This window comes from Yersinia sp. SCPM-O-B-9106 (C-191) (assembly GCF_026183365.1).
Classification (GTDB): domain Bacteria; phylum Pseudomonadota; class Gammaproteobacteria; order Enterobacterales; family Enterobacteriaceae; genus Yersinia; species Yersinia rochesterensis.
In genome coordinates this window covers 1,193,879-1,210,622 of record NZ_CP110791.1, presented here as the reverse complement: position 1 = coordinate 1,210,622, position 16,744 = coordinate 1,193,879, and the positions used below count along the sequence as shown (strand labels likewise).

The following is a 16,744-nucleotide window of genomic DNA, read 5'->3' as shown; positions in this document are numbered from 1 at the left end:
CTGCGAGGCCGCTGCAAGCAGCGCTCCTGAATCTCGAAATCTATGGGGTATGAATTTTTATTTTTTGCACCTGTGTGCGCATAAACAGATCAATAAAAGGGACTCACCGCATCATGAAAGCTCAATCCAAACGCACTTCCCGATTGCTGACTTTATTGGGAATCGTGGTGGCGATTATTGTTGCTGTGTTTGTCTGGCGTCATTTCAGTGCTGCCCCACCAAACAGTGCGCCGGGGGCACAGCAAAATGACGGAGGGAGTAGCTCCGCACGCGCGGGTGGCCGCCGTAATATGCCGATGTCTCCAGTGCAAGCCGCCACCGCCACCGAACAAGCTGTGCCGCGTTATCTCACCGGCTTAGGGACAGTGATTGCCGCGAACACCGTCACGGTCACCAGCCGGGTTGATGGCCAGTTAATGGCTATCCACTTTACTGAAGGCCAGCAGGTCAAGGCCGGTGACTTACTGGTCGAAATTGACCCGCGCCCTTACCAAGTCCAACTGACTCAAGCTCAAGGGCAACTGGCCAAAGACCAGGCCACACTGGACAATGCTCGCCGCGATTTGGCCCGCTATCAAAAACTGGCTAAAACCGGCCTGATTTCACAACAAGATTTAGATACTCAAGCCTCATTGGTGCGCCAGAGCGAAGGCAGTGTAAAAGCCGATCAAGGGGCTATCGACAGCGCCCAACTGCAACTGACGTATAGCCGCATTACCGCGCCCATCTCCGGTAAAGTCGGGTTAAAACAAGTGGATGTCGGCAACTACATTACCAGCGGCACCGCCACCCCGATTGTGGTTATCACTCAAACACATCCTGTTGATGTGGTCTTCACCCTGCCGGAAAGTGATATCCCGGCCATTATGCAAGCACAGAAAAATGCAGCAAAAAACAATACTACCGTGCCGGTTGAAGCATGGGACCGCACCAATAAGCAGATGCTAGCCCAAGGTTATCTGCTCAGTATTGATAACCAAATTGATACCACCACCGGTACCATTAAGCTGAAAGCCCGCTTTGCCAATGAAGATGACGTGCTGTTCCCGAATCAATTTGTGAATGCGCGTATCAAAGTGGATTTACTGCAAAATGCCGTGGTGGTGCCAACCGCGGCGGTGCAAATGGGTAACGAGGGGAGTTTTGTCTGGACATTAAATGACGAGAATAAAGTCAGTAAGCACTTAGTCACCACCGGAATTCAAGATAGTAAACAAGTGGTTATCAGCACCGGGCTGGAAGCTGGTCAGCGCGTGGTCACTGACGGTATTGATCGCCTGACGGAAGGTTTGCAAGTTGAAGTGGTCACTCCGCGTTCAGCGGATGCTGCGCCAGCCAATGTGGCAGAAAAATCGGCTACGACCGAAAAAGGCACACACCGTCGAGGTGAAAAACCGGCGACTGATGCACCGGCTGGCACCGCCCCAGCAGCGGAGAAATCCTGATGCAAGTGATGCCTCCAACACCCGGCGGCGGGCCATCACGGCTGTTTATCCTGCGCCCAGTCGCCACCACATTATTTATGGTCGCCATTCTGTTAGCGGGGATTCTCGGCTACCGCGCCTTACCGGTTTCCGCCCTGCCGGAAGTCGATTATCCGACCATTCAGGTAGTCACCCTCTATCCCGGCGCTAGCCCGGATGTGGTGACCTCCGCCATTACTGCGCCATTAGAGCGCCAGTTTGGTCAGATGTCTGGCTTGAAACAAATGGCGTCACAAAGCTCCGGTGGCGCATCGGTCATCACTTTGCAATTCCAGCTCACTTTGCCGCTGGATGTAGCCGAGCAAGAAGTGCAGGCGGCGATTAACTCCGCCACAAATCTGCTGCCCAATGACCTGCCCTATCCGCCGATTTACAGCAAAGTGAATCCGGCGGATCCGCCCATTCTGACTCTGGCGGTGACCTCCACCGCGATCCCGATGACTCAAGTGGAAGATATGGTCGAAACCCGCATTGCGCAGAAAATCTCGCAAGTGACCGGGGTTGGTTTGGTCACCATCTCTGGCGGTCAGCGCCCAGCAGTGCGGGTAAAACTCAATGCACCGGCGGTAGCCGCCTTAGGGTTAGATAGCGAAACCATTCGCACCGCCATCAGCAATGCCAACGTCAACTCCGCCAAAGGCAGTCTGGACGGGCCAACTCGCTCGGTCACCTTGTCGGCCAATGACCAAATGAAATCCGCCGAGGATTACCGCGACCTGATTGTGGCTTACCAAAATGGTGCGCCAGTGCGCTTGCAGGATGTCGCCACCATCGAACAGGGCGCAGAAAATAACAAACTGGCCGCCTGGGCCAATACCCAACAGGCGATTGTGCTGAATATCCAGCGCCAGCCGGGGGTTAATGTGATTGCCACTGCCGACAGTATTCGCGAAATGCTGCCGGATTTGATCAAAAGCCTGCCGAAGTCGGTTGACGTCAAAGTGCTGACTGACCGCACCACCACTATCCGCGCCTCGGTCAGTGATGTGCAGTTTGAATTAATGCTAGCGATTGTATTGGTGGTGATGGTGATTTACCTGTTCCTGCGCAATGCAGCAGCCACCATTATCCCCAGCATTGCCGTGCCGCTGTCACTGATTGGGACATTCGCCGCGATGTATTTCCTTGGTTTTTCAATCAATAACCTGACATTAATGGCCCTGACCATTGCCACCGGTTTTGTGGTCGATGATGCCATCGTGGTGATTGAAAATATCTCGCGCTATATCGAAAAGGGCGAGAAACCGCTGGATGCCGCGCTAAAAGGGGCTGGTGAGATTGGATTTACCATTATTTCTCTAACTTTCTCATTGATTGCGGTGTTGATTCCGCTGCTATTTATGGGTGATATCGTCGGCCGCCTGTTCCGCGAATTTGCCGTCACACTGGCGGTGGCTATCCTGATTTCAGCGGTGGTTTCCCTGACACTGACACCAATGATGTGCGCACGGATGCTCAGTTATGAATCTCTGCGCAAGCAAAACCGCCTGTCGCGCGCCAGTGAAAAATTCTTTGACTGGGTCATCGCCCATTATGCAGTCGCATTGAAAAAAGTGCTTAATCATCAATGGATTACTCTGGGTGTCGCCCTAAGCACTCTGGTGTTGACCGTGTTGCTTTACTTATTGATCCCTAAAGGCTTTTTCCCCTTGCAGGACAATGGACTCATTCAGGGCACTTTGGAAGCGCCGCAATCTGTTTCATTCAGTAATATGGCGGAACGCCAGCAACAAGTGGCTGCTATTATCCTGAAAGATCCGGCGGTCGAAAGCTTGACCTCATTTGTCGGGGTCGATGGCACCAATGCCACTCTCAACAATGGCCGGTTGCAGATTAACCTTAAGCCGTTGAGCAGCAGAGAGGATCGCATCCCAGAGATAATCACCCGCTTGCAGCAGAGTGTGGCCGGAATTCCGGGGATTAAACTCTATTTGCAGCCGGTGCAAGACTTGACCATTGATACCCAACTGAGCCGTACCCAATATCAGTTCACTCTGCAAGCTACCTCACTGGAGGAACTGAGCACCTGGGTGCCGAAATTGGTCAGTGAATTACAGCAACAAGCGCCATTCCAGGATGTCACCAGCGACTGGCAAGATCAGGGGTTAGTGGCCTTTGTTAATGTCGACCGAGACAGCGCCAGCCGTCTGGGGATCACCATGGCAGCCATCGACAACGCGCTCTATAACGCCTTTGGCCAGCGGTTGATTTCCACCATTTATACCCAAGCCAATCAGTATCGGGTGGTGTTGGAGCATGATGTCAAAGCCACACCGGGGCTGGCGGCTTTCAATGATATCCGCCTGACTGGCAGTGACGGCAAAGGTGTGCCGCTAAGCAGCATTGCCACTATTGAAGAGCGTTTTGGGCCGCTTTCTATCAACCATTTGAATCAGTTCCCATCAGCCACCATCTCATTCAATTTGGCGCAGGGCTATTCTCTGGGGGAAGCCGTCAATGCCGTGACCCAAGCGGAGCAGGCAATTGAGCTACCGGCGGATATTATGACCCGCTTCCAAGGTTCGACACTGGCGTTCCAGGCCGCACTGGGCAGCACGCTATGGCTGATTATTGCCGCTATTGTGGCGATGTATATCGTGCTCGGGGTGTTGTACGAAAGTTTTATTCACCCGGTGACTATCTTATCCACCCTGCCGACCGCCGGTGTCGGGGCTTTGCTGGCCCTGATGTTGACCGGCAATGAGCTGGATGTGATCGCCATTATCGGGATCATTCTGCTGATCGGCATCGTGAAGAAAAACGCCATCATGATGATCGACTTTGCGCTGGCCGCCGAGCGGGATCAGGGCATGACGCCGTATGATGCAATTTATCAAGCTTGTTTATTGCGCTTCCGCCCTATTCTGATGACCACATTGGCCGCGCTGTTTGGCGCGTTGCCACTGATGCTCAGTACCGGTTCCGGGGCCGAATTACGCAATCCTCTCGGGGTCTGTATGGTCGGCGGACTGATTGTCAGCCAGGTGCTGACCCTGTTCACTACGCCAGTTATCTATCTGTTATTTGATAAACTGGCACGCAATTCTCATGGCAAAAATCGCTATCATCATGAAGATATTGAGACGCCAGAATTGCCAGATGGGCGGGAACAGCCGTGAAATTCTTTGCTCTGTTCATCCAGCGCCCGGTCGCCACCACCCTGCTGACACTGGCCATCACCCTCAGCGGAATTATCGGCTTTAGCTTATTGCCGGTATCACCGCTGCCGCAGGTCGATTATCCGGTGATTATGGTCAGTGCCTCCATGCCCGGTGCCGACCCCGAAACCATGGCGTCATCCATTGCCACACCACTGGAACGCGCACTGGGAAGAATTGCTGGCGTCAATGAAATGACTTCAACCAGCTCGCTGGGCAGTACGCGAATTATTCTGCAATTCTCCCTCGACCGCGATATTAATGGTGCGGCCCGTGATGTACAGGCGGCGCTTAATGCCGCGCAAAGCTTGCTCCCCTCGGGCATGCCAAACCGCCCGACCTATTTCAAAATGAACCCGTCTGATGCGCCAATTATGATCATGACGCTGACCTCGGATACTTTCAGTCAGGGCCAATTATATGACTTTGCCTCGACTCAATTGGCACAGAAAATTGCTCAGACCGAGGGCGTCAGTGAGGTTTCCGTCGGTGGCAGTTCACTGCCTGCGGTGCGGGTAGAGCTTAATCCTAGCGCACTGTTCAACCAAGGTGTGTCACTGGATGCGGTGCGTCAGGCGATTAGCGCGGCCAATGTGCGCCGCCCGCAAGGTTCCATTGATAGCAATGAGCAACATTGGCAGGTGCAGGCCAATGATGAGATCAAAACTGCCGAGGGTTATCGCCCGCTTATCATTCACTACAACAATGGATCCGCAGTGCGGCTGCAAGATGTCGCCAATGTCGTCGACTCCGTGCAGGATGTGCGCAATGCCGGGATGTCTGACGGTAAACCCGCGATTCTCTTGGTGATCAGCCGTGAACCGGGGGCGAATATTATCGCCACGGTCGACAGAATTCGGGCCGAACTCCCAGCCCTGCGCGCTTCTATTCCGGCCTCGATTCAATTGAATATTGCGCAAGATCGCTCGCCGACGATCCGCGCCTCACTGGATGAAGTGGAGCAATCGCTGGTGATCGCCGTGGCATTGGTGATTCTGGTGGTGTTCCTGTTCCTAAGATCAGGCCGCGCCACCTTGATCCCCGCCGTTGCGGTGCCGGTTTCGCTGATTGGCACCTTTGCTGCTATGTATTTGTGCGACTTTAGCCTTAATAATCTGTCATTGATGGCGCTGACCATCGCCACCGGATTTGTGGTCGACGACGCCATTGTGGTGCTGGAGAATATTTCTCGCCATCTGGAGGCCGGGGTCAAACCGATGGTTGCCGCCCTGCGCGGGGTGCGCGAAGTCGGTTTTACTGTGCTGTCGATGAGTATTTCTCTGGTGGCAGTGTTTATTCCGCTGCTGCTGATGGAGGGGTTACCGGGGCGGTTATTCCGTGAGTTTGCCGTTACATTGTCGGTGGCTATCGGTATCTCGTTAGTTATTTCGTTGACCCTAACGCCGATGATGTGCGCCCATTTGCTACGCGCCCATCCGGCCGGTCAGCAGCAACGTATTCGCGGTTTCGGTAAAGTGCTGCTAGCTATTCAGCAAGGTTATGGCCGCTCACTCAATTGGGTGTTGGGCCATACGCGCTGGGTAATGGCCGTGCTGCTTTCCACTATTGCGCTGAATGTTTGGCTCTATATCAGTATCCCAAAAACCTTTTTCCCTGAGCAGGATACCGGCCGCATGATGGGCTTTATTCAAGCCGATCAGAGTATTTCTTTCCAGGCAATGCAGCAAAAACTGAAAGATTTTATGAAAATTGTCAGTGCCGATCCGGCGGTCGACAATGTGACTGGATTTACCGGCGGTTCGCGCACCAACAGCGGTTCGATGTTTATCTCATTGAAACCACTGAGTGAACGCAGCGAAACAGCCCAACAAGTGATTGCCCGGCTACGCGGCAAGTTGGCAAAAGAGCCGGGGGCCAGTTTGTTCCTCTCTCCGGTGCAGGATATTCGCGTCGGTGGCCGTCAATCCAACGCCAGCTATCAATTTACGTTATTGGCGGATGACTTAACCGCCCTGCGTGAATGGGAGCCAAAAGTCCGAGCTGCCCTGAGCAAGTTACCGGAGTTAGCCGATGTGAACTCCGACCAACAGGATAAAGGCTCGGAAATGGCGCTGACCTATGACCGCGAAACCATGGCGCGGCTGGGTATTGATGTGTCAGATGCCAATGCGTTGCTCAATAACGCCTTTGGTCAGCGGCAAATTTCCACTATTTATCAGCCACTAAACCAATACAAAGTGGTGATGGAAGTCGCGCCTCAATACACGCAGGATGTGAGTTCACTGGACAAAATGTTTGTGATTAACAGCAACGGTCAGTCAATTCCACTGTCTTATTTTGCTAAATGGCGGCCGGCGAATGCCCCGCTGGCGGTCAATCATCAAGGTTTATCAGCCGCCTCGACTATCTCATTTAACTTACCCGATGGCGGTAGCCTGTCTGCAGCCACCGCCGCAGTTGAGCGGGCAATGACAGAGTTGGGGGTGCCGAGCACGGTGCGCGGCGTGTTTGCCGGTACCGCGCAGGTGTTCCAGGAAACCTTGAAATCTCAGCTTTGGCTGATTATGGCGGCGATCGCCACGGTGTATATCGTGCTGGGGATTTTGTATGAAAGTTATGTTCATCCGCTGACCATATTATCAACGTTGCCCTCCGCCGGGGTCGGGGCATTACTGGCGCTGGAACTGTTCGATGCGCCCTTTAGTCTCATCGCCCTGATTGGCATTATGCTATTGATTGGTATCGTGAAAAAGAACGCCATCATGATGGTCGATTTTGCTCTCGATGCACAACGCAATAGCAATATTAGCGCCCGCGATGCCATTTTCCAGGCCAGTTTGCTGCGCTTTAGACCGATTATGATGACCACACTGGCCGCCTTATTCGGCGCGTTGCCGTTGGTCTTGGGCAGTGGTGATGGCGCTGAATTACGCCAACCACTCGGGATTACTATTGTTGGCGGGTTGGTCATGAGCCAGTTACTCACCTTATATACCACGCCAGTGGTTTATCTCTATTTTGACCAGCTACGCAGCCGCTTTAGTAAAAAGCCGTTGATGAGACTGGAATAATGGCAAACGCTATAGACTTAAAAGTGCAGCCAACACACCTGCGTGTTTAAAAATGATGGATATGGCAATTATTATCGCGCTACCTGCCCTGATATTTAACCGCGTACCACCGGATACCAGCATTAATCGTAATCTACCCCGCCCGTCCGCGAAACCGGCTAACCGATAAAATAGGTGGAAATAGCATGAGAATCGGCATTACCGGAAAACTGTTTATGGCGATATTTGCCACCTGCATGCTGGTGCTCATCACCATGCATTGGGGAATAAGAGCCAGCTTCGAGCGCGGCTTTATTGATTATATCAAGCAAACTAATGAACAGCGGATAGCCATGCTAGGAGATGCGCTTGAAGTTCAATATCAGCGCTACGGTAATTGGGATTTTTTGCGCAATAATGATCAAGTTATTTATCAGATAATGAAGTCTCTCGAGCAAAGTAGTGATAACAGCCGCAACTTGCCCCCACGCGGTTGGCGCACTCAATTTTGGGTGGTGGATAATGATAATAATCTGCTGGTTGGGCACACCGGGAAGCTCCCCAAAGAGGCCAGCAGCAGGGCAATAACCGTGAATAAACAGGTGGTTGGCTGGGTGATATCTACCCCACCGGAAAAACTAACCCGCAATGCTGATATTAATTTTGATCAGCAACAGCGCCGCACCAGTTGGATTATTGTCGCCTTGTCGACTTTCTTGGCCGCTGCTGTGACCTGGATTTTATCGCGCGGCATGTTGGCTCCAGTAAAACGCTTGGTGGAAGGGACTCATCGGCTGGCTGCCGGTGATTTCAGCGCCCGCGTGGCGGTCAGTAGCCGCGATGAATTGGGCCGTTTGGCGCAGGATTTTAACCAGTTAGCCAGTTCACTGGAGAAAAATGAACAGAATCGGCGCGACTTTATGGCCGATGTCTCCCACGAGTTACGCACTCCACTGGCGGTATTGCGCGGTGAACTGGAAGCTTTGCAAGATGGCGTGCGCGCGCCAACACCAGAATCGCTGATTTCACTGCAAGCTGAGGTCGCCATACTGACAAAACTGGTGAATGACTTACACCAACTTTCGCTCTCTGATCGAGGGGCGCTGGCTTATCGTAAAACCCAGTTAGATGCCACTCGCCTGCTGCAAATTGCTATTGCCAGCTTCCATGGCCGCTTTGAAAATAAAAATATCCGCATCACCACCCACCTACCTGAACAAGCTGTCATGTTTGGCGACCCCGACCGGCTAAATCAGCTGTTTCACAACTTGTTGGAAAATAGCCTGCGCTACACCAATGAGGGGGGGCAATTAGAAATCAGCGCTCAGCTTGCAGAAGAAACCTTAACGCTAAGCTGGCAGGACACTAAACCGGGCCTTAGTGATGAACAGTTACAACGCATCTTTGAGCGCTTTTATCGCACTGAAAGCTCACGTAACCGCGCCAGTGGCGGCTCGGGGCTGGGCTTGGCAATTTGCCACAATATTGTTGAAGCACATGGCGGTAAAATCAGTGCCGAACATTCGCCTATGGGCGGCCTGCGGATTACGGTAGTATTTCCGCTATTCCATTCAATAGGGTAATTCATCTTATGCACGAACAGCTACAGTCTACCAGCCAGTTTGGTACCGTATTGATTGTTGAAGATGAGCCCAAACTCGGCCAGTTATTGGTCGATTACCTGCAAGCCGCAGGTTACAGCACTCAGTGGCTCACCAATGGTGCCGAAGTGGTCGCCGCCGTCCGCCAGGCTCCTCCCGCCATCATCTTGCTGGATTTGATGCTACCCGGCACTGATGGCATCAGTATTTGCCGTGAAATCCGCCGTTTTTCCGATGTCCCTATCATGATGGTCACGGCGAAAACGGAAGAGATTGACCGGCTATTGGGGTTAGAAATAGGGGCTGATGATTATATCTGCAAACCCTATAGCCCACGGGAAGTGGTGGCGCGAGTCAAAACTATCCTGCGCCGTTGCCAACAACAGCGGGAACAACCCAGTGAAAGCGCACCGCTGCTGATTGATGAATCCCGCTTCCAGGCAAGCTATCAGGGCCATTTACTGGAGCTGACCCCAGCGGAGTTTCGCCTGCTAAAAATCCTGGCAACCCAACCGGGCCATGTCTTTAGCCGCGAGCAACTGCTGAATAATCTGTATGACGATTACCGCGTGGTGACTGACCGCACTATCGACAGCCATATCAAAAATCTGCGGCGAAAATTGGAAGCCCTTGATGGTGAGAAGCCCTTTATTCGCGCGGTTTATGGAATGGGGTATCGCTGGGAGGCCGAGATTTGCCGTTTGCTGTAATTCGCTCTTTACTAATGTTGGTGGTGTATGAGTCGTTGACTACACTCTAATAGGCATATCACCAAAAGGAGCAACATTATGGCCACCGGTCACTATGAGATTAAGAAAGCAAAAAATGGGCAGTATCATTTCAGTCTGAAAGCCAGTAATGGCGAAATAATTCTCACCAGTGAGATGTACGCCAGTAAAGCTTCCGCTGAAAACGGCATATCATCGGTACAAAGTAACTCTCCACTGGAAAGCCAATATGAGTTAAAGCTCAACACGAAAAATGAGCCTTATTTCGTGTTGAAAGCGAAAAACCATCAGGTTATTGGTGTCAGTGAATCCTACAGTTCCGAAGCTGCCGCTAAAAAGGGAATTGCTTCTGTCGTGAAAAACGGCCCGACCACCATAATTAAAGACCTGACACTGTAATCTTATTGATTCGATAGCACTATTTTGCCGAGCTACCCTGCTAAGAATGTATTCGCGCGGAGTATGTGACCGCGCTTTTCTCTCCTCATATTGATCCAGATCATTTAAACCTTACAAAAATTGTGCAATGGCTGATTTTCACGATGGGCAAGGTTACAATCCTCGGCTTTTAGCCACTCCCTCGGGCGTGGTTCTGACTTGAACTCAGACTGAGAGCCGTGATATGTCCTTACCAAAAGAGTCGTCATCATCAATATCTTCACCAAATATGCCTTTTACACCGGAATTGTTATCCCCTGCCGGCACCCTTAAAAATATGCGTTATGCTTTTGCTTATGGCGCAGATGCGGTTTATGCCGGTCAGCCGCGCTATAGCCTGCGAGTTCGTAATAATGAATTCAATCACGAGAATCTGGCATTAGGTATTCAGGAAGCCCATGATTTGGGCAAGCGCTTCTATGTGGTGGTGAATATCGCCCCCCACAACTCCAAACTGAAGACCTTTCTACGTGATTTAAAACCGGTAATTGATATGGGGCCAGATGCCCTGATTATGTCTGACCCCGGTTTAATCATGATGGTGCGAGAAGCTTTCCCACAGATGGATATTCACCTGTCGGTGCAAGCCAATGCTGTTAACTGGGCGACCGTTAAGTTCTGGCAGCAAATGGGCTTGACCCGCGTGATACTTTCCCGTGAATTATCATTGGAAGAAATCGCTGAAATCCGCGCACAAGTGCCCGACATGGAGCTGGAAATTTTTGTGCACGGCGCACTTTGCATGGCCTATTCCGGCCGCTGCCTGCTCTCCGGCTACATTAATAAACGTGACCCGAACCAGGGAACATGCACCAATGCCTGCCGCTGGGAATATAATGTTCAGGAAGGCAAAGAAGATGATATTGGCAATATCGTGCATATCCATCAGCCTATTGCGGTGAAGAATGTCGAACCCACATTGGGTATCGGCGCCCCAACCGACAAAGTATTTATGATAGAAGAAGCCCAACGCCCAGGTGAGTACATGACGGCGACTGAAGATGAACATGGCACTTACATCATGAATTCCAAAGACTTGCGTGCTATTCAACATGTAGAGCGCTTGACCCAAATGGGCGTGCATTCGCTGAAAATTGAGGGCCGCACTAAGTCATTCTATTATTGCGCCCGTACCGCGCAGGTTTATCGCCGCGCTATTGATGATGCCGTGGCCGGTAAACCTTTTGACCCGACTTTGCTAACCACATTGGAGGGCTTGGCTCACCGCGGTTATACCGAAGGTTTCCTACGCCGTCATGTGCATGAAGATCAACAAACTTACGACTACGGCTATTCAGTTTCAGAACGCCAGCAATTTGTCGGCGAGTTTACCGGTGTTCGCCGTGATGGGCAGGCTGAAGTCATCGTCAAAAATAAATTCTCAGTCGGTGACAGTGTTGAGTTGATGACTCCCCGGGGTAATATCCAGTTTATCCTTGAAAGTATGCAGGATAAAAAGGGTCAACCGGCAGATATCGCGCCGGGTAACGGGCACATCATGTATTTGCCTATTCCCGAAGACATTAATGTAGAATATGGCTTACTGATACGGAATTTGAACGGAACAAATAGCCGTAATCCTCACGAAAAAGCCTAAGAAGCTGTAATACCAAATAATGCCATCGTTCAGATGGCATTTTTAGCAAATATTAGAAATGGATCACATCAATTATAATAACACTGGGGTAGGATAGCTCGAGTACAATCAAGAACTAAAAAAGTTTTACAGCAAGACTAGGAACCACCTCCTTGGCTAGCCCAATCTCCCTTGGGCTGGCCTTTTCTTTTTACCCTCCTAACCTGTTGATTATAGATAATTTGTCTCATTTATTTATTATTAGTGGTTCTTGTTATACTGTTTAATAATAACGAGAATTATCTCCTTCCATGAATAATCCCACACCAAATAAAAATCATCTTAGTTAAATAAATATTCCAGTAAAAATAAAAACTATTTTATTAGGGCCAACTATTACTGATATTCTCCATTATTTATTGAATAATCTGATAGATAAATTAAACAAGTGTGGGTTATTGTTAAGTTTATTGCAAAAACGCTCTGGAGCAAGTTATGACCTCAATGCCACAGACACTCCTCATCCTTAATGGTAAAGGAGCGGGTAACCAAGATGTTCGCAATGCCGTCAAAAACTTGCGCGAGGAAGGTGTGACTCTCCATGTTCGTGTTACTTGGGAGCACGGTGATGCAAAACGCTATGTCGAAGAAGCCGCATTATTGGCGGTTGATACAGTCATTGCCGGTGGTGGCGATGGCACTATCAATGAAGTCGCCAGCGCACTGATAACATTACCGGAGGAAAATCGCCCCTGTTTGGGTATCCTGCCATTGGGGACGGCCAACGATTTCGCCACCAGTTGCAGCATTCCTCTGCAAATAGAAAACGCATTGCAGTTAGCGGTGAAAGGCCGCGTGGTTGCCATTGATTTAGCGCAAGTGAATGATAAACACTATTTTATCAATATGGCTACCGGGGGCTTTGGTACTCGCATAACTACCGAAACGCCGGACAAACTCAAGGCAGTGTTAGGTGGCGCGTCTTACTTTATTCACGGTCTGATGCGCATGGACGCCATTAAAGCTGACAGCTGTGAAATTCGCGGCCCTGGCTTTGAATGGTCTGGCGATGCTTTGGTAATAGGAATTGGCAATGGCCGACAAGCCGGTGGCGGGCAACCGCTCTGCCCTGATGCTCTGATTAATGATGGTTTGTTACAATTGCGTTTGTTGATCGCCGAAGAATTACTGCCCGCGCTATTGGCCAGCGTCTTCAGTGGCGAGAAAAACAAGAATGTCATTGAAACATCGCTACCCTGGCTCGACATCACCGCGCCGCATGACATTACTTTCAATCTGGATGGAGAGCCATTATCAGGAAAAAACTTTCATATTGAGATAATCCCCAATGCTATCCAATGTCGCCTCCCTCCGAATTGTGAGCTGCTAGGCTGACTATCTACACAAGGGCTAGCAATCGTTAGCCCATGATTATTCTCTATTTTATCCCTATTTTAACTTCTGCATCTTTCATTTCAAATCCGACGTCATCTTAGACGGTCACATTTTCACCATACGAAAACCTTTCATTTCGATTTAATTTTCTTTTATTTTTAATATTCACTTTGAAAGCTTTTTCTTTCAAAGTGTGATCTATATGCGATAAATAGATCTAAAAAATGATTATGGTAGTGCACATGGCGACAAACAAGATGCTGAAGTTCATTCTGAACTCTCCGTGTTTTGAAACCGCTTTAGCAGGCGGAACATTAAATTTCTTTTGATAACAAAAGTTTATAAAAACAGCCATAACCTCGATTACAGGAGAAGAAGAATGATTGAACTTATAACCCATGGAGCCGAGTGGTTTATCGGACTCTTCCAGAAAGGGGGAGAAGTTTTTGTTGGAATGGTCACCGGGATTTTACCTTTATTAATTAGTTTGTTAGTCATCATGAATGCGCTGATCAAATTTGTCGGTCAGGACAGGATTGAACGATTGGCGCAACGTTGCGCGGGGAACCCTGTTTCTCGTTATCTGCTGCTGCCAGTGATTGGTACCTTTGTATTCTGTAACCCGATGACATTAAGTCTCGGGCGCTTTATGCCAGAAAAATACAAACCAAGCTATTACGCCGCAGCGTCTTACAGCTGTCACTCAATGAATGGTTTGTTCCCACACATCAATCCAGGTGAATTATTCGTCTACCTCGGTATCGCCAGTGGTTTAACCACACTGGGCCTGCCATTAGGCCCGCTGGCGGTGAGCTACTTCCTGGTCGGGATGGTGACCAACTTCTTCCGCGGCTGGATTACTGACCTGACGACATCCATTTTCGAACGCAAAATGGGCATCCGCCTAGACCGTGACGTACAACTTTAATATGTAATTCAAATACATACTGTGTGGAGCAGATCATGAGTGAATTTATCCGGATTGAAAAAGGCGAAGGCGGTTGGGGTGATCCATTAGAGTTGCCAATCGTCCCCGGTAAAAAAATTGTCTATATCACTGCCGGAACCCGCCCGGCCATTATTGACCGCATCAGCGAACTGACTGGCTGGGAAGCCGTCGATGGTTTCAAAGAAGGCGAGCCGCCAGCGGAAGAAATCGCCATTGCCATTATTGACTGTGGGGGCACCCTGCGCTGTGGTTTGTACCCTAAGCGCCGTATACCTACCGTCAACATCCATTCAACCGGTCAATCTGGGCCGATGGCGCAATACATACTGGAAGATATTTATGTCTCCGGCGTCCGTGAAAAGAATATCCAGAAAATCAGTAAAACCGACAGTGCAGCCGCCGCCGCTCCGACAGTAGAAGCCACACCCAAAGCGGCGAACACCCCTGCTGCCAAAGGGGGGCGTGATTACGATACCACCAAGAAAATCACCGAACAAAGTGACGGTTTGCTGGCAAAAGTGGGGATGGGCATGGGTTCTGTTGTGGCCGTGTTCTTCCAGTCAGGCCGCGACACCATTGATACTGTACTGAAAACCATTCTGCCATTTATGGCCTTCGTCTCGGCATTAATCGGCATCATCATGGCATCCGGTTTGGGTGATTTTATTGCCCACGGCTTAACGCCGCTGGCCAGCAGCCCGATTGGCTTAGTGCTCTTGGCGCTGATTTGTTCCTTCCCGCTGTTGTCACCATTCTTAGGCCCAGGGGCAGTTATTGCGCAAGTTATCGGCGTATTGGTTGGGGTACAAATTGGTTTGGGGAATATCCCACCGCAATTAGCCCTGCCAGCATTATTTGCAATTAATGCTCAAGCAGCATGTGACTTCATCCCGGTCGGCCTGTCTCTGGCTGAAGCGAAGCAAGATACCGTCCGCGTGGGTGTTCCATCCGTCTTGGTTGGCCGCTTCCTGACAGGTGCGCCGACGGTATTGATTGCTTGGGCAGCATCTGCCTTTATTTATCAATAAGATGTTATTAGCAAGAGAGAAGAATTAGACTTTCTGTAATAAATTCAACGGTTAAGGATGTACGTGTGAATACTATTTATCAGACAACTATTACCAATATCGGAGACAGCGCCCGTGAGGCGCTGCTGGATGACATGCTCATCACCTTCCGCGAAGGGGCACCTAAAGATATTGAAGAGTTCTGTTTTATCCACCAGCACAGCGCCACTGATGGGGAATTACAGGCTGGCAACATTATGGAATTGGCCGAGATGCGCTATGTCATCACCGCCGTGGGCGAAGTGGCGACGCAAAACCTCCGTGAATTGGGTCATATCACCATCCGATTTAATGGCGATGAGCAGCCAGAGTTCCCAGGTTCTATTCATGTTATTGGCCCGACACCAACTGATATTTCTGTTGGCAGTTCGTTGAAATTTATTCGTTAATTTATTTATTAATTTATATCCGACGTTTTGAAGTTGCAGTGCGTAAAGCTAATACCGCTGCAATTTCAATCACTAAGGATAAATTGGGAGGTCGTTATGTCACAACAAGTAGCAGTAGTGATTGGTGGTGGGCAAACTCTGGGTGCATTTTTGTGCCATGGTCTGGCCGAAGCAGGTTATAAAGTGGCGGTTGCTGATTTGAATTCAGATAACGCACAGTTGGTCGCGGACCAGATTAATGCCGAATATGGTACCGACAGCGCACAAGGTTTCCAGGTTGATGCAACCAATGAAAACAGCGTACAGATGTTGGCAAAAGCGGTCGATCAGCGCTTCCATCAAGCTAATTTGCTGGTTTACAGTGCTGGCATTGCTAAGGCCGCGCCTATCACTGATTTCCCGCTGGATGATTTTGACCGCTCACTGCAAGTGAACCTGGTAGGTTACTTCTTATGTGCTCGCGAATTCTCCCGCCTGATGATCCGTGATGGCATTGCCGGGCGCATCATCCAAATCAATTCTAAATCAGGTAAAGTCGGCAGCAAACACAACTCGGGTTACAGCGCCGCGAAATTTGGTGGTGTTGGTTTGACACAATCATTGGCGCTCGATTTGGCGGATTACGGCATCACCGTGCATTCACTGATGTTAGGAAATCTGTTAAAATCGCCGATGTTCCAATCACTTTTGCCGCAATACGCTGCAAAATTGGGCATTAAACCCGAAGAAGTTGAAAAATATTATACCGATAAAGTGCCACTAAAACGCGGCTGCGATTATCAGGATGTGCTCAATACGCTGTTGTTCTACGCCAGTGATAAAGCCGCGTATTGTACCGGCCAATCTATTAACATTACCGGCGGGCAAGTGATGTTTTAAAGTAATAATTTTTAAAGCAATGAGTTATCAAGCCCGAATCACTGACTCGCACCAGTGATTCGGGTGCAT

At 50.0% G+C, this 16,744-nt stretch carries 12 protein-coding genes; all 12 read left to right on the top strand.

Annotation, left to right across the window (positions count from 1 at the left end; all coding sequences use genetic code 11):
- Positions 1-113 precede the first annotated feature (113 nt).
- A complete protein-coding gene (locus OP863_RS05490) occupies positions 114-1,445 on the top strand; it encodes an MdtA/MuxA family multidrug efflux RND transporter periplasmic adaptor subunit (protein ID WP_265525967.1) in 1,332 nt (443 codons plus the stop codon).
- Positions 1,445-4,603, top strand: a complete 3,159-nt coding sequence (locus tag OP863_RS05485) for an MdtB/MuxB family multidrug efflux RND transporter permease subunit (RefSeq protein WP_145588859.1) — start codon at positions 1,445-1,447, stop codon at positions 4,601-4,603. The genes OP863_RS05490 and OP863_RS05485 overlap by 1 nt, the downstream gene beginning before the upstream one ends.
- On the top strand, positions 4,600-7,674 hold the full coding sequence (mdtC, locus tag OP863_RS05480) for a multidrug efflux RND transporter permease subunit MdtC (RefSeq protein ID WP_265525966.1): 3,075 nt from the start codon (positions 4,600-4,602) through the stop codon (positions 7,672-7,674). Before OP863_RS05485 ends, mdtC begins: the two co-directional genes overlap by 4 nt.
- A 185-nt stretch (positions 7,675-7,859) precedes the next feature.
- A complete protein-coding gene (gene baeS, locus OP863_RS05475) occupies positions 7,860-9,236 on the top strand; it encodes a two-component system sensor histidine kinase BaeS (protein WP_265525965.1) in 1,377 nt (458 codons plus the stop codon).
- Positions 9,237-9,244: 8 nt separating this feature from the next.
- Positions 9,245-9,964: a two-component system response regulator BaeR gene (gene baeR / locus OP863_RS05470; protein ID WP_145588856.1), complete on the top strand. Its 720-nt coding sequence runs from the start codon at positions 9,245-9,247 to the stop codon at positions 9,962-9,964.
- 78 nt (positions 9,965-10,042) lie between these two features.
- Entirely contained in the window at positions 10,043-10,381 is a 339-nt protein-coding gene (locus OP863_RS05465) for a YegP family protein (protein WP_038635235.1), read from the top strand.
- A gap of 316 nt (positions 10,382-10,697) precedes the next feature.
- A complete protein-coding gene (gene yegQ, locus OP863_RS05460) occupies positions 10,698-12,017 on the top strand; it encodes a tRNA 5-hydroxyuridine modification protein YegQ (protein ID WP_265526234.1) in 1,320 nt (439 codons plus the stop codon).
- Between the two features lie 483 nt (positions 12,018-12,500).
- Positions 12,501-13,391, top strand: a complete 891-nt coding sequence (gene yegS / locus OP863_RS05455) for a lipid kinase YegS (RefSeq protein WP_072089049.1) — start codon at positions 12,501-12,503, stop codon at positions 13,389-13,391.
- Between the two features lie 379 nt (positions 13,392-13,770).
- Positions 13,771-14,319, top strand: coding sequence for a PTS glucitol/sorbitol transporter subunit IIC (locus tag OP863_RS05450; RefSeq protein ID WP_038635245.1), 549 nt, complete (start codon positions 13,771-13,773; stop codon positions 14,317-14,319).
- A gap of 35 nt (positions 14,320-14,354) precedes the next feature.
- Entirely contained in the window at positions 14,355-15,368 is a 1,014-nt protein-coding gene (locus OP863_RS05445) for a PTS glucitol/sorbitol transporter subunit IIB (protein ID WP_265525964.1), read from the top strand.
- 65 nt (positions 15,369-15,433) lie between these two features.
- On the top strand, positions 15,434-15,796 hold the full coding sequence (srlB, locus tag OP863_RS05440) for a PTS glucitol/sorbitol transporter subunit IIA (RefSeq protein ID WP_265525963.1): 363 nt from the start codon (positions 15,434-15,436) through the stop codon (positions 15,794-15,796).
- A gap of 96 nt (positions 15,797-15,892) precedes the next feature.
- A complete protein-coding gene (srlD, locus tag OP863_RS05435; RefSeq protein ID WP_038635254.1) occupies positions 15,893-16,675 on the top strand; it encodes a sorbitol-6-phosphate dehydrogenase in 783 nt (260 codons plus the stop codon).
- The last annotated feature ends 69 nt before the right edge of the window (positions 16,676-16,744 follow it).

What these genes read in the sequence shown, in the direction of transcription:
- baeS (WP_265525965.1), top strand. Translation starts at nt 7,860, where the DNA reads ATGAGAATCGGCATTACCGGAAAACTGTTTATGGCGATATTTGCCACC.
- baeR (WP_145588856.1), top strand. Translation starts at nt 9,245, where the DNA reads ATGCACGAACAGCTACAGTCTACCAGCCAGTTTGGTACCGTATTGATT.
- OP863_RS05450 (WP_038635245.1), top strand. Translation starts at nt 13,771, where the DNA reads ATGATTGAACTTATAACCCATGGAGCCGAGTGGTTTATCGGACTCTTC.
- yegS (WP_072089049.1), top strand. Translation starts at nt 12,501, where the DNA reads ATGCCACAGACACTCCTCATCCTTAATGGTAAAGGAGCGGGTAACCAA.
- OP863_RS05485 (WP_145588859.1), top strand. Translation starts at nt 1,445, where the DNA reads ATGCAAGTGATGCCTCCAACACCCGGCGGCGGGCCATCACGGCTGTTT.
- OP863_RS05490 (WP_265525967.1), top strand. Translation starts at nt 114, where the DNA reads ATGAAAGCTCAATCCAAACGCACTTCCCGATTGCTGACTTTATTGGGA.
- srlD (WP_038635254.1), top strand. Translation starts at nt 15,893, where the DNA reads ATGTCACAACAAGTAGCAGTAGTGATTGGTGGTGGGCAAACTCTGGGT.
- OP863_RS05465 (WP_038635235.1), top strand. Translation starts at nt 10,043, where the DNA reads ATGGCCACCGGTCACTATGAGATTAAGAAAGCAAAAAATGGGCAGTAT.
- OP863_RS05445 (WP_265525964.1), top strand. Translation starts at nt 14,355, where the DNA reads ATGAGTGAATTTATCCGGATTGAAAAAGGCGAAGGCGGTTGGGGTGAT.
- yegQ (WP_265526234.1), top strand. Translation starts at nt 10,698, where the DNA reads ATGCGTTATGCTTTTGCTTATGGCGCAGATGCGGTTTATGCCGGTCAG.